The 21781-nt window shown below is 60.1% G+C and carries 21 protein-coding genes and 1 tRNA gene; 9 read left to right on the top strand and 13 right to left on the bottom strand.

The annotated features are described in order from the left end of the window. On the bottom strand, positions 1–744 hold a 744-nt coding region (locus Q7V03_RS06705), incomplete at its 3' end, for a lyase family protein (protein WP_304924828.1). Between the two features lie 212 nt (positions 745–956). On the opposite strand from Q7V03_RS06705, the gene Q7V03_RS06700 reads away from it, so the two are divergent. Beyond that, a complete protein-coding gene (locus Q7V03_RS06700; protein ID WP_304924827.1) occupies positions 957–1334 on the top strand; it encodes a hypothetical protein in 378 nt (125 codons plus the stop codon). A gap of 193 nt (positions 1335–1527) precedes the next feature. Here the strand turns inward: Q7V03_RS06700 and dddP are convergent, their stop codons facing one another. Continuing rightward, positions 1528–2868, bottom strand: a complete 1341-nt coding sequence (dddP, locus tag Q7V03_RS06695) for a dimethylsulfonioproprionate lyase DddP (RefSeq protein WP_304924826.1) — start codon at positions 2866–2868, stop codon at positions 1528–1530. A gap of 133 nt (positions 2869–3001) precedes the next feature. Here dddP and Q7V03_RS06690 point away from each other — a divergent pair, with 133 nt between their 5' ends. Then, positions 3002–3793 carry a DUF3445 domain-containing protein gene (locus tag Q7V03_RS06690; protein ID WP_304924825.1) on the top strand — a complete coding sequence of 264 codons (792 nt, stop codon included), beginning with the start codon at positions 3002–3004 and terminating at the stop codon, positions 3791–3793. 3 nt (positions 3794–3796) lie between these two features. On the opposite strand, the gene Q7V03_RS06685 is transcribed toward Q7V03_RS06690, so the two are convergent. The 3 genes from Q7V03_RS06685 to Q7V03_RS06675 all read right to left on the bottom strand — a co-directional run bounded on the left by Q7V03_RS06685 (position 3797) and on the right by Q7V03_RS06675 (position 6676). Beyond that, positions 3797–4630, bottom strand: a complete 834-nt coding sequence (locus tag Q7V03_RS06685; RefSeq protein WP_304924824.1) for a hypothetical protein — start codon at positions 4628–4630, stop codon at positions 3797–3799. Between the two features lie 214 nt (positions 4631–4844). After that, positions 4845–6254 (bottom strand): type I glutamate--ammonia ligase, encoded by a 1410-nt coding sequence (gene glnA, locus Q7V03_RS06680; protein ID WP_304924823.1) that lies wholly within the window; start codon positions 6252–6254, stop codon positions 4845–4847. Positions 6255–6337: 83 nt separating this feature from the next. After that, positions 6338–6676, bottom strand: a complete 339-nt coding sequence (locus tag Q7V03_RS06675; protein WP_304924822.1) for a P-II family nitrogen regulator — start codon at positions 6674–6676, stop codon at positions 6338–6340. A 184-nt stretch (positions 6677–6860) separates the two neighbouring features. On the opposite strand from Q7V03_RS06675, the gene Q7V03_RS06670 reads away from it, so the two are divergent. Further along, positions 6861–8534 (top strand): NAD(P)H-hydrate dehydratase, encoded by a 1674-nt coding sequence (locus tag Q7V03_RS06670; RefSeq protein WP_304924821.1) that lies wholly within the window; start codon positions 6861–6863, stop codon positions 8532–8534. A 64-nt stretch (positions 8535–8598) separates the two neighbouring features. Here the strand turns inward: Q7V03_RS06670 and Q7V03_RS06665 are convergent, their stop codons facing one another. Continuing rightward, on the bottom strand, positions 8599–9072 hold the full coding sequence (locus tag Q7V03_RS06665; RefSeq protein WP_304924820.1) for a Hint domain-containing protein: 474 nt from the start codon (positions 9070–9072) through the stop codon (positions 8599–8601). A 207-nt stretch (positions 9073–9279) separates the two neighbouring features. Here Q7V03_RS06665 and Q7V03_RS06660 point away from each other — a divergent pair. The 3 genes from Q7V03_RS06660 (at position 9280) to Q7V03_RS06650 (ending at position 11542) form a co-directional block, all read left to right on the top strand. Continuing rightward, a tRNA-Leu gene (locus Q7V03_RS06660) sits at positions 9280–9364 on the top strand. 24 nt (positions 9365–9388) lie between these two features. Continuing rightward, a complete protein-coding gene (gene tig, locus Q7V03_RS06655; protein WP_304924819.1) occupies positions 9389–10723 on the top strand; it encodes a trigger factor in 1335 nt (444 codons plus the stop codon). A 72-nt stretch (positions 10724–10795) separates the two neighbouring features. Then, positions 10796–11542 (top strand): hypothetical protein, encoded by a 747-nt coding sequence (locus tag Q7V03_RS06650; RefSeq protein ID WP_304924818.1) that lies wholly within the window; start codon positions 10796–10798, stop codon positions 11540–11542. Here Q7V03_RS06650 and Q7V03_RS06645 read toward each other — a convergent pair. The 5 genes from Q7V03_RS06645 to Q7V03_RS06625 form a co-directional block, all read right to left on the bottom strand. Next, the gene (locus Q7V03_RS06645) at positions 11513–12454 is read right to left on the bottom strand and encodes a DMT family transporter (protein WP_304924817.1); all 942 of its coding nucleotides are present in this window, start codon (positions 12452–12454) and stop codon (positions 11513–11515) included. The two genes, Q7V03_RS06650 and Q7V03_RS06645, sit on opposite strands and share 30 nt — an antisense overlap. Before the next feature lie 184 nt (positions 12455–12638). Beyond that, positions 12639–13223, bottom strand: coding sequence for a 50S ribosomal protein L9 (gene rplI, locus Q7V03_RS06640; protein WP_304924816.1), 585 nt, complete (start codon positions 13221–13223; stop codon positions 12639–12641). A 10-nt stretch (positions 13224–13233) separates the two neighbouring features. Continuing rightward, on the bottom strand, positions 13234–13461 hold the full coding sequence (gene rpsR / locus Q7V03_RS06635; RefSeq protein ID WP_054008603.1) for a 30S ribosomal protein S18: 228 nt from the start codon (positions 13459–13461) through the stop codon (positions 13234–13236). Between the two features lie 29 nt (positions 13462–13490). Then, positions 13491–13946, bottom strand: coding sequence for a 30S ribosomal protein S6 (rpsF, locus tag Q7V03_RS06630; RefSeq protein ID WP_304924815.1), 456 nt, complete (start codon positions 13944–13946; stop codon positions 13491–13493). Between the two features lie 231 nt (positions 13947–14177). Further along, complete coding sequence (locus tag Q7V03_RS06625) at positions 14178–14597, bottom strand: PACE efflux transporter (protein ID WP_304924814.1); 420 nt, start codon at positions 14595–14597, stop codon at positions 14178–14180. Positions 14598–14710: 113 nt separating this feature from the next. Between Q7V03_RS06625 and fabD the strand changes: the two genes are divergently transcribed. The 3 genes from fabD (at position 14711) to Q7V03_RS06610 (ending at position 16881) form a co-directional block, all read left to right on the top strand. Beyond that, the gene (gene fabD / locus Q7V03_RS06620) at positions 14711–15640 is read left to right on the top strand and encodes an ACP S-malonyltransferase (protein WP_304924813.1); all 930 of its coding nucleotides are present in this window, start codon (positions 14711–14713) and stop codon (positions 15638–15640) included. 99 nt (positions 15641–15739) lie between these two features. Then, entirely contained in the window at positions 15740–16477 is a 738-nt protein-coding gene (fabG, locus tag Q7V03_RS06615; protein WP_304924812.1) for a 3-oxoacyl-[acyl-carrier-protein] reductase, read from the top strand. A 170-nt stretch (positions 16478–16647) separates the two neighbouring features. Next, the gene (locus Q7V03_RS06610; RefSeq protein WP_054008607.1) at positions 16648–16881 is read left to right on the top strand and encodes an acyl carrier protein; all 234 of its coding nucleotides are present in this window, start codon (positions 16648–16650) and stop codon (positions 16879–16881) included. A 376-nt stretch (positions 16882–17257) separates the two neighbouring features. Here Q7V03_RS06610 and Q7V03_RS06605 read toward each other — a convergent pair whose 3' ends face one another. Then, on the bottom strand, positions 17258–20572 hold the full coding sequence (locus tag Q7V03_RS06605; protein ID WP_304924811.1) for an efflux RND transporter permease subunit: 3315 nt from the start codon (positions 20570–20572) through the stop codon (positions 17258–17260). 11 nt (positions 20573–20583) lie between these two features. Next, positions 20584–21723: an efflux RND transporter periplasmic adaptor subunit gene (locus Q7V03_RS06600; protein ID WP_370651082.1), complete on the bottom strand. Its 1140-nt coding sequence runs from the start codon at positions 21721–21723 to the stop codon at positions 20584–20586. Positions 21724–21781: the final 58 nt, after the last annotated feature.

Genomic DNA, 21781 nt, shown 5'->3' with positions numbered 1-21781 from the left:
GCGCTGCAGGTGGCGGATTTCGGTCGCAAGACGCTCCATCGACGAGGCGATGACGCCGAGCGTGGCAAAGAACATCGCGTGGCGGTCGCGCGGGATGATTTGCGTGGACACCGGCTCGACGGTGAGCCCGAGCTTTGCCGCCACATGCTCCTCGACGCGCGGGTCGATATTGGCGAAGCTGCCGACGGCTCCCGAGATGGCGCAGGTGGCGATTTCGGCCCGCGCGTTGACCAGGCGCTGCCGGCAGCGCGTGAACTCGGCATAGGCCTGCGCCAGCTTGACGCCGAACGTCGTCGGTTCGGCATGGATGCCGTGGCTGCGGCCAATGCGGACCGCGTTTTTATGCTCAAACGCGCGGGCTTTCAGGGCGGCGAGAACCCGGTCGAGGCCGACCATCAGCAGATCGGTGGCGCGGACGAGTTGCAAATTGAAGGTGGTGTCGAGCACGTCCGAGGAAGTCATGCCTTGGTGGACAAAGCGGGCTTCCTCGGCACCAATATGTTCGGCAAGGTGGGTCAGAAAGGCGATCACGTCATGTTTGGTGACGGCTTCGATCTCATCAATCCGGGCCACGTCGAAGGTGACATCCTTGGCTTTCCAGACGGCGGCGGCGCTTTCCTTCGGGATCACCCCGATGGCGGCGAGGGCGTCGCAGGCGTGAGCCTCGATTTCAAACCAGATGCGGAATTTGGTTTCGGGCGACCAGAGGGCGACCATCTCGGGGCGGGAATAGCGTGGGATCATCGGAGCCTCCGGGCAGCTTTATAAGGGGATAAGGCGCTTTAGACCGGGGAGGGGCAAAGGGCAAGCAATGGGTGTATGTCCACGCGTGGCGCCGGGTGGGGCGTGTGGCAAATCAAGGCGTTAGGTTTTTCTTGTCACGCACTATCAATCACGACTTGGGGCTTCCATCTGCGGCACGGATGCCTTGGGATTGACTGGCGGCACGGCGATGATTGGCTGAACCTGCAGGCATGGGGCAGGGGGAAGGGCGACCGGATGCAGCGATGGGTTTGGCGTTGTTGCCGGGACTGGCCATGGCGCAAGAGTGGCAGCCGCTGGACGGTGCCGAGATCACGGCGGTGTTGAGTGGCCGGGTGGTGGTTTATGCCGATGGCGCACGGCAGGATTTCAAGCCGGACGGTCAGACGATCTGTACCAAGGGCCGCGACAGTCTTGGCCATTGGACGTTGCGCGGCGATCTCTCTTGCTCGGTCTGTGGCCGCCCTCTGACATTTGGGCCTGTTACGCTGTGGCAGTGCAGGGGACTGCTGTCACGTTTATCGCGGCAGAGGGCAGCGAAACGCTGGGTGCTATCGCGCCCTGAGCGATGAAAACCAGCTGTTCTGCGATGGCATCCATACAGCGCGGGGCTTGTGGCGGACTAGGCTTTAGGTCGTGTTAACAGGGCAAGAAAGCGCCTCCGGCGGAAGTATTTGGCCAATGTGAAGTGATTGCCGTTCCGCACATTCATCTTGGCAAAAATACTCCCGCCGGAGGCATCAACAGCGCCGTCAACCCGCCGCTTCAGGCCTGCCCCATCAGAGCGGCATCGAACGGGTATTTCGTCAGGTTCTCAAATCCCGTTTCGGTGATCAGCACCTGATCTTCCAGCTTGATCGAGAAATCGCCGCCCTCGGGGGACACCAAGGCCTCGACACACAGCGTCATGCCGGGCTCCAGGGCCACTTCGAACGCGCCGTCGACATGGGCGTCGGGGTAGGGCACGAAGGGCCATTCATCACATAGACCGACGCCGTGCATTTTGCAGGAGTATTTCTGGCGCTGGTATTGATCGTCCAACTTATGCCCGCCGTGGGTCAACTCGCGAATGGTGACGCCGGGTTTCAGCAGCTGCATATTTTCGTGGATATGGTCCATCGCATGGCCCATGGCGGAAATCATCGCGTTGGTGGGGCGTTGGTCGCCGACCCACCATGTGCGGGAAATGTCGATGCAAATGCCGTAAGAGCCGATAAGATCGGTGTCAAACGCCACGATTTCATTGTTAGACACGATGCGAGGGCCACATTCTTGGAACCACGGATTGGTGCGGGGCCCTGAGGCGAGCAGGCGGGTTTCGATCCATTCGCCGCCACGGCGGATATTGCCCTTATGCAGTTCGGCCCAGATATCATCTTCCGACATATGCCCCAGTGGGACGCCGGTACGGGTGACGATCTCCATCTCGGCTATGGCGGATTCACAGGCATGATGGGCGCATTTCATCGCGAGGATCTCATCAGGGCCCTTGATCGCGCGGGTGCGCTCGGTGACTTCTTCACCCTCCATCACTTCAAAGCCCGCGCGTTCCAAAGCGCGCAAGCCGTTGATCATGATTTTATCGACAGCAAGGCGGCGGTTGCTGCCGACATGGGCGCGCATCACCTCGTTGACTTGGGCGGCAAAGCTGGTGGCATCCTCGGCCACCTTATCGCCGCAGACGTTGTAGAAGAACGAGGCACCGGAGCGGAGTTCTTTCACCAAGGGGTTGAAATTCACCAAGAATGGCGCCTGTTTGTATTCCCACATCACCATATGACCATCCGCGCAGATCAGGCAGGCGCGGAACGGGTTGTGGCTGTTCCAGAGTTGCATGTTGGTGGTGTCGGTGGCGTAGCGGATGTTGAGCGGGTCAAACATCAGGATGCCGCCGTAGTCGCGGGCATTCAAGCTGGCGACAAGGCGTTTCCAGCGGAATTCGCGCATGTTTTGCAGGTTGGGCAGCTGTAGGCCCGCCCTGGCCCATTCACCAAAAGCCAGTTGGGTCGGGCCGATTTCCACCCGATCATTGTCATTCGGGGTGCCGTCGCCCAAGCGGTCGCCGCGCGCAGGGTCAATTTTGCGGCGGGTTTCGGCGTAAGACATCGGGCTCTCCAAAGCAGGACTGGCTTTGCGGAAGGTGGCAGGTGGCGGGGCTTGGGCTTTGCTGGGCGCGACGTGGGTTGTCGCAAATGGCTGGGGCTTGCGTTTATCACTGCCGCGCGGCTAGGTTTGGCCGATGCCGATATTGAACGCAAAACTGCCGCTGCACCCTTGGCTTGATCCGCGCAATCTGCGGCTGCCGGGGATTCAGCCGATCACGGATGACAGTTGGATTGCGGTTTGCGATGCTTATGGCGCGCAGATGGCGGAGCGGGATCGGTTAATCGCGACCTGCCCGGATCTGGTACATGCTTTGCCCGAGGCGGCTTTGCCTGCGGCTTTGGAGTTGTACGACCGGGTGTTGGACAAGCTGCGCGGCACGGCGGGGTTTGAGGTTGGCGCGGAGTCGGTGCTGCGGCCGGATGGTATGCGGGTCGGCTTGGACCGCGCGGCGCCGCTGCTGACTTTGGGGCGGCTGGTGCAAGAGGATCTTTGCCTGATGCAGCGGGTCGGCGCGGAACATGCGTTGACGGCGGCGGTGTTGTGCTTTCCGGCAAGTTGGACCCTGGCCGAGAAGCTAGGGCGCTCGATGTTGGGGATCCATATTCCGGTGGAGAGTTACACCGAGGATCTGGCGCGCCGGGTGCAGCGGTTGTTTGATGCGATAAGGCCCGAGCAGCCACTGTGGCGGATGAACTTTCACCTCTATGAAAGCCCAGAACTGTTTCATCCACGGCATGAGGCGGATCGGCATCCGACGGCACGCGTTGGGGCTTTTATGCGGGCAGAACGGCAGTGCTTGCTGCGCTTGCCGCAAACCGAAGCAGTGCTGTTCAGCATCCACACCTATCAGGTGCCACTGCACAGCCTCGCGCCCAGCGACCTTGCGGCCCTGAGCGCATTGGGTGTGATGCAGCACGCCAACTAGGCGTCAGCCCATCAAGGCCGAGATCACCGGGCCCTGCAACAGCTGTGAGGCGATCCCTGTTGCCACCAGTGCCGCCGAGGTCAGCCGCATATTCTCGCCGCGCAGCACCGAATAGGTCAGCATCGCCGCCCCCACTGGCAGTGCCACCATGATCAGGGTGGCGTTCATCGTATGGGCGGCAAGCCGCATTTGCGGTGAGATCAGATAGGGCGGCGGCGCCTCCTCTTCGGTGGGGTAAAGTGCCATCCGCAACCGCGACAGTTCGGGATCGCGCGGCAAGGGGATATCCGGGCGGTCATTGCTGGGCTGGAAGCCGCGCTGATACACCGCGTCGATATTGCCGTCGTCCAGCAGGCCGAAGATCGGATGATCGGGGTCGGCGCGCTGGCTGGATTTCGGCTGCGCATAGGCCAGAGAATCGATCACCTCGGCGGTCACCGGATGATCACATTCATGCCAGAACACCGCATCCGGCTTCAGCCGCGCCTGCACGCGTTCCACCAGCCGAGAACACAAAGCCTCGTGGCGCACCGCTGGATGCCGCCGCTTGGGGGCTGCGTTCAACCGGGGCGGCAGATGCGAGGGCCCCACGGCCAGCGTCAAAGACGCAGCCACCCCGGGGCGCGGGTTTTCCGCCATCGCCAGCACAATCCTTGTGCCCGGCATATCGAAACTTGCCAGATCTTCGCAATCCCACGCCAGCTGGCGATCCTTATCGTGGAACCGCACCAGCACAGCATCCAGATCTGCCACCAAGCGGGCAAAGTTCAGGTTGGGCGATTGTAAAAACAACAACTCGGCAATCGTACTGAACTGTATGTCGGAATGAACCTTCATCGCGAGACCTCCATCGGTGGTTGCATAGTGTTGCCCGCAGATTATGCCTGCATCTAGAAGGTATTGTGGCGTTTACATGTTATTAACCAGAAGTTGAGTGCTGTTTCCGCCTTAATTGCTATTCGGGATTTCCGGGCAGGATTGTCCACGATTACCCCTGAAATGCGAAAGGCCGCCCGAGGGGGCGGCCTTTGCGTGCTGTCGCCCTTTGGGCTTAGCAGGAGTAATACATCTGATACTCGATCGGGTGCGGCGTATGTTCGTAGGCGTAAACCTCTTCCCACTTCAGACCCATATAGGCTTCCAGCATCGGACGGGTGAACACATCACCGGCGAGAAGGAAATCCATATCCTTGTCAAGTTCTTCCAGAGCCTCACGCAAGCTACCGCAAACGGTCGGGATCACGGCGAGTTCTTCGGGCGGCAGATCATAAAGATCTTTGTCCGAAGCGGGGCCCGGGTCGATCTTGTTGCGGATGCCATCAAGGCCAGCCATCAACAGGCCCGCGAAGGCCAGATAGGGGTTGGCTGCCGGATCGGGGAAACGGGCTTCGACACGTTTGGCTTTCGGCGATTCAGTCCACGGAATACGGACCGCACCCGAGCGGTTGCGGGCAGAGTATGCCAGCAGAACCGGGGCTTCAAAGCCGGGGATCAGGCGTTTGTAGCTGTTGGTTGACGGGTTGGTCAGCGCGTTCAAGGCTTTGGCATGTTTGATGATGCCGCCAATGAACCACAGGGCCTCTTGGCTGAGGTCTGCGTATTTGTCGCCCGCGAACAACGGCTTGCCGTCCTTCCAGATCGACATGTTGACGTGCATCCCCGAGCCGTTGTCGCCCTTCATAGGCTTTGGCATGAAGGTGACAGTCTTGCCATAAGCATGTGCCACGTTGTGGATCACATACTTATACTTCTGGATGTTGTCGGCTTGCTCGACCAGACCACCGAAGATCATGCCAAGTTCGTGCTGACAGGTCGCCACTTCGTGGTGGTGCTTGTCGACACGGATGCCGATGCGCTTCATGGTCGACAGCATCTCGCCGCGCAGATCTTGCGCTTCGTCCACTGGATTGACCGGGAAATATCCGCCCTTATGGCCCGCACGGTGGCCATAGTTGCCGCCTTCGGTCACGGTGTCGGTGTTCCAAGCGGCCGCCTCGGCGTCGATTTCATAGGAAACCTTGCGTGGCGTCACCGAGTAGCGCACGTCGTCGAAGATGAAGAATTCAGCTTCGGGACCGAAGTAGGCGGTCTCACCGATGCCCGACGACTTCATGAAAGCTTCGGCTTTCTTGGCGATCTGGCGTGGGCAACGATCATAGGCCTCGTTGGTGTCGGGCTCGACCACGTCGCAATGGATGCACAGGGTCTTTTCGGCATAGAACGGGTCGATATAGATCGAGGTCGCATCCGGCATCAGTTTCATGTCGGATTGATCAATCGACTTCCAGCCCGCAATTGACGAGCCGTCGAACATGAAGCCTTCCTCAAAGAAGTCTTCGTCGACAAGGTCGGTGACCAAGGTGACGTGCTGAAGTTTGCCTTTGGGATCGGTGAAGCGGATATCGAGATACTCGATTTCCTCGTCCTTGATCAGTTTCAGAGCTTTCGCAACTGCGCTCATCATGCTGCCTTTCGGGGTTTCGGGTTGAAAGTGGGTGGCAAGGGTTGGCCTGCCGGGTTTTGGTTGTTCAGATCGCGCCGGGGTTAAATGGCGTCGTCGCCAGTCTCACCAGTACGGATGCGGATGGCCTGCTCGACAGGGCTTACGAAAATCTTGCCGTCGCCGATCTTGTCGGTGCGGGCGGCTGCAATGATGGCGGCGATGGCGATATCGACCATATCATCGGTCAGCACGACTTCGATTTTCACTTTCGGCAGGAAATCGACGACATATTCCGCGCCGCGATAAAGTTCGGTGTGGCCCTTTTGACGGCCAAAGCCTTTGACTTCGGTGACCGACAGGCCCTGAATACCGGCTTCCTGAAGGGCTTCCTTCACCTCGTCCAGTTTGAACGGTTTGATGATTGCCTCGATTTTCTTCATCGCCTGCTCCCCAAGTCTGTCTACACGCAAAATTTGGTCCTATCGGTAGTGATCACTTCCCTGCGGGGGCTTCAATTCTGTAGGAATATCGAAGGCGCCGTTGGGTTCGGAAAATTGTGGCGGTGATTAAAATTTGGGCAATATGCGTGATACGTGGGCGGTTTGTGAACATAAGGGCTGAAAAATGAGCGAAGTGCTGACGGCGGCGCAGATGCGAGCGATTGAGGCGGCGGCGATTGCCTCGGGGGCCGTGACCGGGCTGGAGCTGATGGAGAGGGCCGGGGCCGGGGTGGTGGCCGCGTTGCTGTCGGAATGGCCGGAGATGGCGTTGACCTCGCAGCGCGCGGTGGTGCTGTGCGGGCCGGGGAACAATGGCGGCGACGGGTTTGTGGTGGCGCGGTTGTTGGCGGGGCGGGGCTGGGCGGTGGAGGTGTATCTCTATGGCGATGCTGGGAAGCTGCCGCCGGATGCGCGGGTGAATTATGAGCGGTGGTTGGAGGTGGGGCAAGTTGGACTGCTAAGTGTGCCGATGAATCTGGAGCAAGAGCAGCGGATTTTCGATTTTGCGCGTTCAGACAAGACATCTCCATGCTTTGTGATTGATGCGTTGTTCGGGATCGGGCTGAGCCGCTCAATAGAATCGACTGAAAATAGCGGCCTTGTGATGCTGCTCGTCAATCTCGATGATCTTTGGATGGACGGTGGGCCGCTGACGCATCTGGTGGCCATCGACATGCCCTCTGGCGTCTGTGCCGACAGCGGAAGGATTCTAAGGCTGAACGACCCAACCGAGCATTGTACAGCAGAGGAAGAAGATCACGATCCGCGTTTCTTTGCGGCGCAAGCCAGTTTGACGGTGACGTTTCACTGTTTGAAAGTCGGTCAGTTGCTGGCAAAGGGTCCCGAAATGTGCGGCAAACTACACGTTGCTGATATTGGTCTTGGCCCTGTCAAGTCGTTGGCAAAACTGACGCAGGCTGATATTCCTTGGCCTAGGTCTTTGATGAAACGTGTTGGACACAAATTCTCCCACGGCCATGCCCTGATCGTCTCGGGCGATCACGGCCATGCCGGGGCTGCACGGATGGCGGCGCGGGCGGCTTTGCGGATTGGGGCGGGGCTGGTGACGGTGGCCTCGCCGCGGGGGGCGATGGCCGAGAATGCAGCGCGGTTGGATGCTGTGATGCTGAAGCCTGTGGCCGATGCGGCGGGGTTGGCGGAGGTTTTGGCGGATGTGCGGATCAATGCGCTTTGTCTGGGGCCGGGGATGGGGTTGGACGAAGCTGCGGCAGAGTTGGTGAAGGTGGCGTTGGAAACCTCGAGGCTCCGGGTCAAGCTAGGCGCGGCGCAGGGATTGCGGCTGGTGCTGGATGCGGATGCTTTGACTTTGATCTCAAGGGATGCGCGGTTGTTTGCACTGCTGCATGAGGGGTGTGTGCTGACGCCGCATACGGGCGAGTTTGCGCGGTTGTTCCCGGATATTGCGGCGAAGCTGGCTGCTCCGGCAGTCAAGGGTCCGGCCTATTCCAAGGTGGATGCCACCCGCGAGGCTGCGGCGCGGGCGGGATGTGTGGTGCTCTATAAGGGGGCGGATACGGTGATCGCGGCACCCGATGGCCGCTGCTCAATCAACGCGGCGGTGTATGATCGGGCAGCCCCTTGGCTCGCCACGGCTGGGTCGGGAGATGTGCTGGCGGGGTTTATCACTGGGCTTCTCGCACGCGGGTTTCAACCGATGCAGGCGGCAGAGACGGCGGCTTGGCTGCATGTTGAATGTGCGCGCAGCTTTGGGCTGGGGTTGATTGCCGAGGACCTGCCCGAGGAATTGCCGAAGGTGTTGCGGGCTTTGGGGGTTTAGTGCGAACAGGGTCGCAGGGCGATTTCAGCGCGAAAATCGGGAACGGAATTCGCGCAAATTCCGATCAGGCGGTGACGGTTGCGCTTGTGCAGACCAGTTCCAAATCGCCTGCATAGATCACCACATCTTCATCAAAGCGCAGGGTGTAAAGCCGCAACTCTGGCAGCACCTCGGCGCGGATGTATTCGCCATCAACCAGACGGGCGGCTGGGATCAACGCAACCTTGGCCCCGGTCAGGGCTTGCGCGCGCCAGTCGCGGATCAGGATGGGCTGATTTGGGGTGACGATCATATCGTCTGCGGGGCGATCCTTGCCCAGCACGCCTGCAGAGATGCGGATCACACGGGCATTTTCCACGACGCTTATCTCAATCGCCACAAGCTTACGTGCGCCGGTGCGGGTGATCACGCTGTCGCCGGGGTGCAGATATTCGACGGGCAACATACCGTCCAAACTCAGCACCGAAGTGCCGATCGCCAGACCATCATCAAGCCCGGCGTTGGACTTGGCGGCGGTCACTTTGGCATGGATGGTCATTTGCAATCCTCCGGCGCATCAGCGTTGGCCCAAACTTACCGCTAAATGGGGCGAGATTGCGGTGCCGCCCTGACTTTTCAGGGAATTTCGCTGCAAATCAGAGTTTCACTTTTCCTCTCGCTTCCCTCGCGCGGCTTTGTTAGAAGGACGCGGATTTCAGGGCGCACTTTCGGCCATCTGGCCGGAATCTGCGCTTTGTTGACATACGCGGGTATGGCGAAATTGGCAGACGCACCAGATTTAGGTTCTGGCGCCGCAAGGCGTGGGGGTTCAAGTCCCTCTACCCGCACCAAAGCTTGATGAGAAGGACGGACACATGCAGGTCACCGAAACCCTGAAAGACGGCTTGAAGCGCGCCTACACCATCACGGTGTCCGCCGCCGAGCTGGAAGCCAAAGTTCAGGAAAAATTGCTCGAGGCGCAGCCCGAGGTCGAAATCAAGGGGTTCCGCAAGGGCAAAGTGCCGTTGGCGATCCTGAAAAAGCAGTTCGGTCAGCGCCTGATGGGCGATGCCATGCAGGACGCCATTGATGGCGCGATGAAGTCGCATTTTGAGGCAACCGGCGACCGCCCGGCCTTGCAGCCCGACGTGAAAATGGTCGGTGGCGAGACTTGGAAAGAAGGTCAGGACGTTGTCGTCGAGATGGCCTATGAGGCCCTGCCGCCGATCCCGGAGTTTGATGCAAGCAAAATTGCTTTGGACCGTTTGTCGGTGAAAGCCGATGAAGCTTCGGTTGAGGAAGCGTTGAAGAACTTGGCTGCCACGGCGCAGAACTTTGAAGACAAACCGAAGGCCAAAAAGGCCAAATCGGGCGATCAGGTGGTGATCGACTTCAAAGGTGCGGTCGATGGCGTGGCGTTTGAGGGCGGCGCGGGCGAAGATTACCCGCTGGTTCTGGGCTCGAACTCGTTCATTCCGGGCTTTGAAGAACAGTTGGTCGGCGCCAAGGCTGGCGAAGATGTCACCGTCACCGTGACCTTCCCCGCAGAATATGGTGCCGCGCACCTGGCGGGCAAAGAAGCGCTGTTTGCTTGCACCGTGAAAGTCGTGCGCGAAGCCAAAGCGGCTGAGCTGGACGATGAGTTGGCGAAAAAATTCGGCGCTGAAGATCTGGCTGCCCTGAAGGGTCAGATCTCTGAGCGTTTGGAAGCCGAATACAAAGGTGCGTCGCGCGCGGTGCTGAAGCGTTCGCTGCTGGATCAACTCGACGGTCTGGTGAAGTTCGATCTGCCGCCGGCTTTGGTCGAGGCCGAAGCCAATCAGATTGCGCATCAGCTGTGGCACGAAGAAAACCCCGAGGTGCATGATCACAACCACGGCTCGGTTGAGACCACCGACGAGCACAAGAAACTGGCCGAGCGTCGCGTGCGTCTGGGTCTGGTGCTGGCTGAAATCGGTCGTAAAGCCGAAGTCACCGTGTCGGATGCTGAAATGACCCAAGCGGTATTGGCGCAGGCGCGGCAATATCCGGGCCAAGAGCGGCAGTATTTCGAGTTCGTGCAAAAGAACCCGAACATGCAGCAACAGCTGCGCGCGCCGATCTTCGAAGACAAAGTTGTCGATCACATCGTGGCTGGGGCCAAAGTGACCGAGAAAGAAGTCAGCAAAGAAGAACTGCAAAAGTTCATCGAAGCTTTGGACGAGATGTAATCTCAGACTTCTGCTAGTAATATGGGGCCGCTCCATTGGGGCGGCCCTTTTCTTTCTGAACCGGAGACCATGATGCCCGAATTCCTGCCCGATCTGCCCGTAGACGGCATCCTGGAGTGCCTCAAGCGCTCACCGGGGCATGAGGTGAATACCGGCAAGATGGATGGGCCAGAATCCTCCAGCGCTTTGACCGCCAACGCGTTTGGCTGGTTTCTGAACCGGGCGCAGGATCTGCCGCCGTTGCCGGGGGTGCCGGCGGGGCAGGTGGCAAGCGTCACATTGGAATCCGAGATGCGGTTTCCATGGACCGGCGGGCGGCACCCTTGGCTGGATGTGTCGATTGAAACCCACACCACGCTGATTGGCATTGAGGCGCGGCGCTATGAGCCATTTCGCCCGATGAAGGCGAATGGCTTTGCCGAGGTTTTTGACCGCCCGGTCTGGGGCGAAAAGCTGCCGCGCTTCACCAAACTGCGCGATGACATGGTGGCGGGCGAGGCCGGGTTTCAGACCTTGGATGCCGTGCAACTGATCAAATCAGCCTATGCAATTCTGACGCGGGCCGAGAAGCGGGCCGTGGGCGGCGTGTTGGTGTATTTGTATGCCGAACCTGCGACTTGGGCTTCGGGCAAACCGGTTGACCCAAAGCGCATCGCTTTGCACCGCCGGGAAGTCGCGCAGTTTGCCAAACTGGTGGCGGGCGATACCGTCAGCTTCGTGCCGATGCGTTGGGAGGATTTGCTGGATCAGTGGGCGAAATCCGCCAAGCTGGCCGCTCATGCGGGCGCGCTACACGACCGCTTTGGCGCGTTGGGGTGATCTGCGGCGTTCTTGCAACAGCACGAACAGCCCTGCGCCTGCGATGATGCCGATGCCCAGCCAGCCTTGGGCATCAGGCCAGTCGCGCCAGAACAGCCAGCCCCACAGAACGCTCCAGATCAGGCCAAGATATTCGAACGGGGCCACCACTGACGCCGCCGCGATGCGATAGGCTTGGGTCAGCAACCACAGGCCCACGGCGGCAATGACTCCGCAGGTCATCATCAGCATCAGATCATGCGCGGTGGGGGTGATCCAGCCCCGGGTGAGGAACGCAAGGCTGGGGTGGCTGGTGACGATGTGGCTGCCGTCGTGGTAATACAAAGCCATCAGACCGGCGCAGATGAGGAACACCGCGTTGCCCCAGAACGCCAAAGCGGCGGCAGTCTGGGTGTCGCCCATCTTGCGGGCGCTGATCATCGAGATGCCGTAGGTCAGCCCTGACAGGATCGGCAGCAGCGCCGCCCAATCGAACAAGTCCGATCCGGGGCGCACCATGATGATCACGCCGAGGAATCCGGTCAGCACAGCGGCCCAAGCGGCGGCGCTGACCTTCTCGGAGAGGAACAGCACGGACAGCACGGTGATGAATAGGGGCGCGGAATAGTAAAGCGCCACGGTGGTCGGCAACGGCAGGCCCGCAAGCGCGATGTAAAAGCTGAAATAGGCCAGAAACATCACCAGCCCGCGCAGGATCATCTTTGACGCGCCCGGCGTGAACAGGGTGCGAATGCCGCCGTCAAAATGCGCGAAGGCCAGCAGGAACGGGATCGAGGTGAAACCCCGGATCAGCATCGCCTGATACAAAGGATAGCCACCGGAAATCAGCTTTAGAATCAGGTCTTGCACCGAAAACACCGAGATTCCGGCGATCAGGTAAATAATGCCCAGGCTGGTGGTTTTGCGTGCCATCCGGGCAGGCTAAAGCCGGGCTATCGCTTGGGCTTTCCAGTTTGCGACATGCTTTGATCAAAAGCGGGCGGCGGCTCGATGTTGAAATCGGTTTCAGCTGGCATGGACGTCGTCTCTGCGGCGCACAATGAAAAACCGCGCGCAGTTGCCGGCGCGCGGTTTCAAATTGCAAACCTTAACCAACTTAGTCGCGGGTCAGGTCTTCGCCGTCTTGGGCTGCGCCCATTTCGGAGAACAGGTTGGCGATTTCGAAATCGGCTTCGGCTTCTGCCTCGGCTGCGAGTTCTTGGATCGACTTGCCCGAAGCTTGCAAAGTGGCTTCTTCAACCGAACGTGCGACGTTCAAGCTGAACTTCACGCTGACTTCAGGGTGCAGGATTACTGAGACAGTGTGCACGCCAAGCTCTTTGATCGGACGATCCAGCACGATCTGAGCGCGGTTGACGGTGAAACCATCTGCAATCGCAGCATCTGCCGCGTCACGGGTGGTAACCGAACCATACAAGGCGCCCGAATCGGAGGCCGAACGGATGATCACGAAGGTCTGGCCATCCAGCTTTTCGCCGACAGCTTCGGCTTCTTTGCGGGTTTCCAGGTTGGTGAGTTCCAGCTGAGCTTTCTTCACTTCAAACTGGGCAATGTTGCCGTTGTTTGCGCGAAGCGCTTTGCCTTGCGGCAGCAGGAAGTTGCGCGCGTAGCCGTCCTTGACGTTGACGACTTCGCCCATTTGGCCAAGCTTGGCCACGCGTTGAAGCAGGATAACTTGCATGATTAAACCCTCACTTCACAGCATAGGGCAGCAGAGCAAGGAAACGTGCGCGCTTGATGGCCTGAGCCAATTCGCGCTGCTTCTTCGCCGAAACTGCGGTGATACGGGACGGCACGATCTTGCCACGCTCAGATACATAGCGTTGCAGCAGGCGCGTGTCTTTGTAGTCAATTGCCGGAGCATTGTCGCCCGAGAACGGGCAGACCTTGCGGCGGCGGAAAAACGGTTTGTTCGCCATGATTTAGGCTCCTTTCCTGAGGCTGGGGATCAACGACGCGGGCCGCCGAACGACGGACGCTCGCCACGGTCACCACCGCGGTCAGGACGGTCGCCGAACGAAGGACGCTCACGACGCTCACCACCGAAACCACCCTCGGGGCGATCTCCGCGCTCGCGCTCGTCACGCTTTTGCATCTGAACCGACGGGCCGTCTGTGTGCTTGTCAACCCTAATGGTCAGCAGACGCATGACGTCATCGTGCAGGCGCATCAGGCGTTCCATTTCCAGAACTGCCGAAGCGGGTGCATCGGTTTTCAGCAAGGCGTAGTGGCCCTTGCGGTTTTTGTTGATCTTGTAGGCCATCGTCTTGACGCCCCAATATTCATGCTCGACAACTTTACCGCCGTTGTCGGCCAGAACCGTGGAGAAGTGTTCGATGAGGCTTTCAGCCTGCGCGGTGGACAAGTCCTGACGCGCGATCATCACATGCTCGTAAAGCGGCATGTTAACTCCGATCTGTCTATGTGGCGCATTTCATAGGACGGGCAAACACTTTCCGCGGCCCGTCCACGAGAGCCTGCGCCGTTACGTGGAATTGCGGAAAGATTGGGGGCTTATAGCGGGATTGTCTGGGGATGCAAGCAATCAGGCAAGGTGAAATCACCTTCTTTTATTGGCGGATTTGGCCGTACACCAATCTGGCCGCGCCTGACCAGGCACGCACGACAAAATTACCTAGCGTGCTGAGTGCGGCAAGCCAAAAATCCGGTCGAAGCTCCAGGTGAAAATATACGTGTAGATGATGAACAGCAGGATCAATCCGGCCTCATATTTCAGCGCGGTCCACAGATCGACCTGAAGCCACCACGCCATGATCGGCAGCACCAGGATCACAAGACCGCCCTCAAACAGCAGCGCATGGACCGAACGCCGGGTCAGGCTGCGGCCTTTTTGGCTTTGGCGTGCCTCCCATGCCTCAAACAGCGCGTTGAACCCCATGCTCCAGCCCATCGCTATGGTGGCGGTGAGGACGGACAGGATCACGGACTGCGTTGCATTGGCCTCGGACATCGCCAGCAGGCCAAGGGTGGCCACGGCGACGCCAAGGCTCTCAAAGCTGACAGCATAGAGGATTTTGCGGGTTGTCGGTGTCATGACGTCATCTGGGCCGGGCGGGGCGGCGCTGTCAAGATCGGGCGCTAAGCGGCAGGGCGTTGCACGATTGGTTTTCGCAGGGTAAGCCAAAGGTAAGAATAAGGGAGGGCCAGATGAGCCGCGCATTCGTATTTCCGGGGCAGGGCGCCCAGACCATCGGCATGGGCCGCGCCTTGGCCGAGGCTTATCCAGCCGCCAAGGCTGTGTTTGATGAGGTTGATGCGGCTTTGGGGGAAAAGCTGTCCAGCCTGATCTGGGAGGGGACGATTGAAGAGTTGACCCTGACAAAGAACGCCCAGCCAGCGCTGATGGCCACGTCTATCGCCGCTTTGCGCGCGCTGGAAAGCGAAGGCATCGGCATTGAGACGGCGTCTTTCGTGGCGGGGCATTCATTGGGCGAATATTCCGCACTCTGTGCCGTCGGTGCGCTTGATCTCTCTGACACCGCGCGTCTGCTCAGGATTCGCGGACAGGCGATGCAAGAGGCGGTTCCGGTTGGCGTCGGTGCAATGGCAGCACTCTTGGGCCTCGATTTCGCTGCCGCCACCGAAGTCGCTGCGGAAGCCGCGCAAGGCGAGGTCTGCCAAGCCGCCAACGACAATGATCCGGGGCAGGTGGTGGTGTCGGGCCACCGTGGCGCTGTTGAACGGGCTTTGGAGATCGCCAAGGTCAAAGGTGCCAAGCGCGCCCTGCTGTTGCCGGTGAGCGCCCCGTTTCATTGCACCTTGATGCAGCCTGCCGCCGCCGTGATGAACGAAGCTCTCGCGGGCGTGGTTATTCATGCGCCGAAGATCCCCGTTGTGGTGAACGTCCGCGCCGAAGCCGTGACTGAGCCCGACCGCATCCGGGCTTTGCTGGTGGCCCAAGTCACAGGCTCGGTGCGCTGGCGCGAGTCGGTGCTGTGGATGGAAGGCGCAGGCGTGACCGAGTTCTGGGAGATCGGCGCAGGCAAAGCCCTGTCGGGCATGATCAAGCGCACGTCAATTGGGTCTGCGACCCGCGCGGTGGGCACGCCGGAAGATGTGCTGGCCGCCAAGGGCTAGCCGGACGATTTTTGAGAAAAATCGTGGTCTGGTTCTGAAACCGCTGCGATTTGGATAAACGGCGGGGCCGTGCAGGTGCTGCTTTTGAGAGGACAGAACATGTTTGATCTGACAGGAAAGACAGCGCTTGTGACGGGCGCTTCGGGTGGCATCGGCGGCGAGATCGCCCGCACCCTCTATGCGGCAGGTGCCACCGTGGGGCTTTCTGGTACACGGCTGGAACCCTTGCAGGCGCTGGCTGCTGAACTCGGCGACCGTGCGCATGTGCTGCCATGCAACCTAAGCGACCTTGCGGCGGTGGATGAGCTGGTCAAGCAGGCAACCGCCGCACTGGGCAGCGTTGATATTCTGGTCAACAACGCCGGCATCACCCGCGACAACCTGTTCATGCGGATGTCAGATGACGAATGGCAGGCGGTGATTGACGTCAACCTGACCGCCACCTTCCGGCTGATGCGGGGTGCGTTGCGCGGCATGATGAAGGCGCGCTGGGGCCGCATTATCAACATCACCTCAGTCGTCGGTCATTCCGGCAATCCGGGGCAGGCGAACTATGCCGCAGCCAAAGCAGGCACCCTCGCTATGTCTAAATCCCTCGCGCAGGAAGTCGCCAGCCGCAACATCACGGTGAACTGTGTGGCACCGGGTCTGATCGAGACGCCGATGACCGAAAAGCTGAACGACGAGCAGCGGGCGAAGATCCTCGTCGGCGTCCCCGCAGGCCGGATGGGCAAGCCGCAGGAAGTCGCTGCAGGTGTGCTGTATTTGGCATCACAAGAGGCCGCCTATATCACCGGAACGACACTACATATCAACGGCGGCGGCGATATGTCATAAGCGGGGCGAGGGCGGTTTGAAACCGTTTGCCTAATGCGCGCACCCTTGCTATAGGCGCGCAAGAATACGCCATTAGCTTCGGTTATGGTGCCTGCCGATGCAGGAAAGAGCGCCCGGCAACGGGCAGGCAAAAGACCGGGGGCGACCCCTAAACGATATGAGGAAAGAACATGAGCGACATCGCTGATCGTGTGAAGAAGATCGTCGTCGAGCATTTGGGCGTCGAAGCGGAAAAAGTGACCGAGACCGCCTCGTTCATTGATGATCTGGGCGCAGACAGCCTCGACACCGTCGAACTGGTCATGGCGTTTGAAGAAGAATTCGGCATCGAGATCCCGGATGATGCGGCTGAAACCATTCAGACCTTCGGCGACGCGGTGAAGTTCATCTCCTCCGCTGCCTGATCGCATTTTCAGATCAAACGGAAAGGCACCCTGCGGGGTGCTTTTTTGTTGTTCGGGTGTTTGTTTTGACCGCAACTCAGTACGGTCTCGGCTGCCATCGAGGCACCCTCACCCGGCTGGCGCAGTTGCGCCCAACGCGGGCAGCATTGCGGAAATGTCGAAGCCTCTGGCGGGAGTATTTCAAAAAGAGCAACGCATAAGATCACTGCATTTGTGACGGGCCGTCAAAAGACCGCGGTTCTCTATCGTTGCTCTTTTTGAAATACTCCCGCCGGAGGCTCCGTCGTTGATAGCCAAAGCGCAGCTTAAAACCAGACAGCGGCAGCCGCGGTCGCGTGGTGGCTCGATGCCACCCAAGACCGCCGCTGGTTCTAGGTCACTCTGCTGCCAGCCCCGGCATCCGCTGCAGTGGTTTGTCGTTTTTCTCGGCTTCCAGCGCTGCAATCCGGGATTCCAGCACTTCGGGCGAGGCGGGTTCATATTCCACCTCTTTCGGGCTGATGATGCCCCGGAACGCCCGGGCGATCAGGCGGGAGAGATCGTCCATGATCAGGTAGAACGACGGCACCACCACGAGGCTAAGCACGGTGGAGACGATGATGCCGCCGATAACGGCTGTGGCCATTGGCGCGCGGAACGCCCCACCTTCGCCCACACCTAAAGCCGAGGGCAGCATCCCCGCCGACATCGCGATTGAGGTCATCACGATCGGCTGCGCCCGTTTATGCCCAGCCTCGATGATCGCGGCCAAGCGGCCAAGCCCCTGTTTGCGCATCTCGATGACAAAATCCACCAGCAGGATCGCGTTTTTGGTCACGATCCCCATCAGCATCAATATCCCAATCAGCACCGGCATCGACAAAGCCGAATTGGTCAGGATCAGTGCCGCTGCCACGCCGCCAATCGCCAAGGGCAGCGACAGCAGGATGGTGAACGGCTGGATCACCGATTTGAACAGCAGGATCAGCACGGTCAGCACCAGCATCAGCCCCATCAGCATCGCCTTGCCAAAGCTGGCGAACAATTCGGTCTGCACCTCGGCATCGGCGGATTCCTTCACCACCACGCCAGCGGGAAGTTTGGTGGCCTTGACGATCTCGGCCAGCCGCGTGCTGGCCGTGCCCAGCGCCACGCCGACGGGCAGCGATGCACCAATCGTTGCCTGACGTTGGCGATTCAGCCGTTTCACCACCGAAGGGCCTTCGCCGATCACGATATCGGCCACCGCAGACAATGGCACCGTCGCGCCAGTGTTGGTGGTCAGTTTGGTGGCCGCGATGAGGTTCAAATCTTCGCGTGACGCATTGGCCAGTTGCACCCGGATCGGGATCAGGCGGTTGTCGATGGCAAGGTTGGCCAGCGACACATCCAGATCACCAATCGTCGCCACCCGCACTGTGGTCGCGATGTCTTGCGTGGTTATCCCGAGACGCGCGGCTTCTTCGGCGCGTGGGGTGATTTGTACTTCGGGGCGCGGCAAAGCGCCTTCCGAGCTGACCTCGGCGAGCAAAGGCTCGGCGCGCAGCGCGGATTCCAGCGCCGATGTGGCGGTGTTCAGATCGGCCTCGGAGCTTGCCAGAATCGAATAGGCAATGTCGCGCTCGCCGCGGTCATTCAGTTTGAAGGCGCGGATATCGGGGACGCTGGCGAGGCTGTCGAAAATCTCGGCCTCAATGACGTTTTGCGGCACCGTGCGGCCATGGTTTTCCACTTCGGGCACCAGCAGCCCCAGCACGGGAATCCGCCGCCCCAGTTGTGATAGCTTCAACAGCAGGCTTTGATCGAGTTTCACCAAAGTCACCGTCACCGAAGCCCGCCTCACGTCAAGATCCCCTTTCGGCGACGCACCACCGATCACAAACACGTTCTCGACCCATGGCACATCCTTGATGTGGTCACGGATTTCGGCGGTGGTTTTATCGGTTTCCGCCAAGGTCGAGCCCGGTGGCAGTTCGACCGAGATTGAGATCCGGCTGACGTCTTCAGGGGGCAGGAACGAGCCCGGTACCTGCACCATGAAATAGATCGACACGATCAGCACACCAATCGCCGTCAGCATGGTGAAGTAATAGGACGGAATACGGCGGAACTTGCCGCCGCGGTCTTTCGGAAGCATCGGCAACGGCAACCCGCCTTGGGTGGTCGCTGCCACCAGCCGCAGATAGTTGCGCATGAACCAGCCGTCTTGCGCACCTTCGTGGTGGCCCGCATTGGCATCCTTGGCGCTCATCAGATAGGCCGCCATCATTGGGGTGATCAGGCGGGCGACCAGCAGCGAGAACGCCACGGCAATCGCCACCGTCAGGCCGAATTGTCGGAAATATTGCCCCGGTATGCCGCCCATGAACGACACTGGCACGAACACCGCGATGATGGTGGCGGTGGTCGCCATCACGGCCAAACCGATCTCATCGGCGGCCTCAATCGCGGCGCGGTAGGGGGTTTTGCCCATCCGAATATGCCGGGCGATATTCTCGATTTCCACAATCGCATCGTCCACCAGAATGCCGGTCGCCAAGGTCACCGCCAAGAACGACACCAGATTCAGCGAGAACCCCAGCATATCCATCGCCCAGAACGTCGGCACCGCAGACAGCGGCAGCGCCACAGCGGTGATCAGCGTCGCGCGCCAGTTGCGTAGGAACGCCAGCACCACCAGCACTGCAAGCAAAGCGCCCTCAAACAAAGTGCTGAGTGCGGATTCGTAGTTGCCATAGGTGTAGAACACCGTTTCATCGACCAGCTTGACGCCGACATTCGGATGATCCGCACGGATTTGGTCCAGCGTCTGGTTGACGGTTTCTGCCACCGAAACTTCCGACGCCCCCTTGGCGCGGAACACCGAGAAGGTCACCACTTGCTCGCCATTCAACCGCGAGAAGCTGCGCAATTCTTTATAGCTGTCTTGCACATCGCCCAGATCGGCCAGCCGCACATGCCGCCCCGAGGGCAGCGCAATCGTGGTGCCCGCCAGCCCCTGCACGGTGCCGGCATCGCCCAAGGTGCGGATCGCCTGTTCACCCGAACCGATTTCCGAACGGCCCGAGCCAAGGTTGGTGTTGGTCGCGCGGATCTGGGCATTGACTGCCGCCGCCGAGATGCCAAAGCTGTTCAGCTTGACCGGGTCCAGCGCCACCAGAATTTCCCGATCCGCGCCGCCAAAGCGGTCAATCCGGCCCACACCGGGGCGGCCCTGAAGCCCGCGCACCACCACGTCATCGACAAACCACGAGACTTCCTCGATGGTCATGTCAGGGGCGGAAACGGCAAAGGTCATGATCGCGTTGCCTTCAACGTCAATCTTGGTGATCTTCGGGGTGTCCACGGCGGCGGGCAGCTTGCCGCGCACCCGGTCCACCGCGTCTTTCACATCCTGCAAGGCTTTGTCGGTTGGCACTTCGATACGGAATTCGACGGCCGAGGTCGATTGGCCATCAACAACTGTCGAGGTGATGTTTTTCACCCCAGTTATGCCTGCCACCGCATCCTCGATGATCTTGGTCACTTGAGTTTCCATCTCGGCGGGCGCTGTGCCGCCTTGGGTGACGGTGACGGCGATCACCGGCACGTCGATATTTGGAAACCTTGTGATTGGCAGCGCGTTAAACGATTGCCAGCCCAGCACCATCAAGATGAAGAACGCGAGGATCGGGGCCAGCGGATTGCGGATTGCCCATGCCGAGATATTCATGCGCCAAGCCCTCAGTTGGTATCGGCGGCCGCAGCCACCACCGGGTTGATATGATCGCCGTCGCGCACAAACGCGCCCGCCTTGGTCACCACGTCGTCGCCAATCTTCAGACCGTCCAGCACTTCGATCCATCCGCCATCGCGCACGCCCGCGGTGATCATGCGCTGTGACACCACAGCGCCTTCCACCAGCATCACCGAAGTTTTGCCGCCCGACGATTTCACCGCCGTGATCGGCACCGCAGCACTGTCGCCTTCATGCACCAGAATGCTGGCCTCAACATACATGCCGGAGCGCACGGCGGCTGCGTCATCAATCGCAATCCGCACCCGGCCCAACCGGGTGACAGCGTCAATGCTCGGCTCGACCAAAGAGATTTTGCCGGTCAAAGGTTTCGCCATGCCCACCAGCAGCAGATCAGCGGTTTGCCCCTTCTCCAGACGGGTCAGATCGCCCTCGGCGACATCTGCGCGCAATTCCAGCGCCCCATCGCGGATCAGGGTGAACATCGGCTGACCAGCAGCCGACGCAATCGCGCCCAGTTGCGCATTGCGCGCGGTGATCTCTCCTGCGAAAGGGGCGGTGACTTCGGTGCGCGCCAGTTGCAGATCGACATTTGCCAGTTGTGCTTCAACCAAAGTTTGCTGCGCCTTTGCGGCCTCAAGGGATTGCACCGCAACCGAAACCTGCGCTTGCGCCGAGACCGAGCCAGCAAGGGCGGTATCTGCCGCGGCTTGGCTGGCCGAGCCTTGGGCTTTCAGTTTCGTGGTCCTGTCAGAAGTGCGCTGCGCCTCAGCGGCGGATGAGTTCGCCGCGATCACCTGCGCTTGCGCTTGGGCGATCTGGGCCTTGGCGGCGGCCAAGGATGCCGCAAGCTGGGCCTTTTGCAGATCAAGCGTCGAGGTTGACAGCCGCGCCAGCGCTTGCCCTGCGGTGACTTTATCGCCGACATCGGCAAGCAAAGCTTCAATCGGTTGGCCCTCAATCAAGGGGGCCACTTGAATGGTTTCCTGCGGGGCCACCAGCCCCGAGGCCAGCACCACATCGCGCAGGTGCCGGATCTCCACCGCCGAGACCGTGATCGCGGGCAGCACTTGCGCGGTGGTTGCAGGGGACTCAGGCGTTGCGGCTTCAGCGCTTTCGGCCCGCATCGGGGGGGCCGTGACGGCTTGCACGGCAATAAGCGCAAATACAAAACGGGAGGTCATC

The organism is Cypionkella sp. (assembly GCF_030652235.1).
GTDB lineage: Bacteria > Pseudomonadota > Alphaproteobacteria > Rhodobacterales > Rhodobacteraceae > Cypionkella.
The sequence above is the reverse complement of the archived record's forward strand: the minus strand, read 5'-3'. Positions and strand labels throughout refer to the sequence as shown.

Bases quoted from the DNA above. Each gene is read 5' to 3' on its own strand.
- Q7V03_RS06600 (WP_370651082.1), bottom strand. From the start codon at position 21,723: ATGCGGGCCGAAAGCGCTGAAGCCGCAACGCCTGAGTCCCCTGCAACC.
- Q7V03_RS06605 (WP_304924811.1), bottom strand. From the start codon at position 20,572: ATGAATATCTCGGCATGGGCAATCCGCAATCCGCTGGCCCCGATCCTC.
- rpsF (WP_304924815.1), bottom strand. From the start codon at position 13,946: ATGCCGCTTTACGAGCATGTGATGATCGCGCGTCAGGACTTGTCCACC.
- dddP (WP_304924826.1), bottom strand. From the start codon at position 2,868: ATGTCTTACGCCGAAACCCGCCGCAAAATTGACCCTGCGCGCGGCGAC.
- Q7V03_RS06685 (WP_304924824.1), bottom strand. From the start codon at position 4,630: ATGAAGGTTCATTCCGACATACAGTTCAGTACGATTGCCGAGTTGTTG.
- rpsR (WP_054008603.1), bottom strand. From the start codon at position 13,461: ATGGCGAACAAACCGTTTTTCCGCCGCCGCAAGGTCTGCCCGTTCTCG.
- Q7V03_RS06645 (WP_304924817.1), bottom strand. From the start codon at position 12,454: ATGGCACGCAAAACCACCAGCCTGGGCATTATTTACCTGATCGCCGGA.
- Q7V03_RS06675 (WP_304924822.1), bottom strand. From the start codon at position 6,676: ATGAAGAAAATCGAGGCAATCATCAAACCGTTCAAACTGGACGAGGTG.
- fabG (WP_304924812.1), top strand. From the start codon at position 15,740: ATGTTTGATCTGACAGGAAAGACAGCGCTTGTGACGGGCGCTTCGGGT.
- fabD (WP_304924813.1), top strand. From the start codon at position 14,711: ATGAGCCGCGCATTCGTATTTCCGGGGCAGGGCGCCCAGACCATCGGC.
- rplI (WP_304924816.1), bottom strand. From the start codon at position 13,223: ATGCAAGTTATCCTGCTTCAACGCGTGGCCAAGCTTGGCCAAATGGGC.
- Q7V03_RS06690 (WP_304924825.1), top strand. From the start codon at position 3,002: ATGCCGATATTGAACGCAAAACTGCCGCTGCACCCTTGGCTTGATCCG.
- Q7V03_RS06650 (WP_304924818.1), top strand. From the start codon at position 10,796: ATGCCCGAATTCCTGCCCGATCTGCCCGTAGACGGCATCCTGGAGTGC.
- glnA (WP_304924823.1), bottom strand. From the start codon at position 6,254: ATGAGCGCAGTTGCGAAAGCTCTGAAACTGATCAAGGACGAGGAAATC.
- Q7V03_RS06610 (WP_054008607.1), top strand. From the start codon at position 16,648: ATGAGCGACATCGCTGATCGTGTGAAGAAGATCGTCGTCGAGCATTTG.
- tig (WP_304924819.1), top strand. From the start codon at position 9,389: ATGCAGGTCACCGAAACCCTGAAAGACGGCTTGAAGCGCGCCTACACC.
- Q7V03_RS06665 (WP_304924820.1), bottom strand. From the start codon at position 9,072: ATGACCATCCATGCCAAAGTGACCGCCGCCAAGTCCAACGCCGGGCTT.
- Q7V03_RS06670 (WP_304924821.1), top strand. From the start codon at position 6,861: ATGAGCGAAGTGCTGACGGCGGCGCAGATGCGAGCGATTGAGGCGGCG.
- Q7V03_RS06625 (WP_304924814.1), bottom strand. From the start codon at position 14,597: ATGACACCGACAACCCGCAAAATCCTCTATGCTGTCAGCTTTGAGAGC.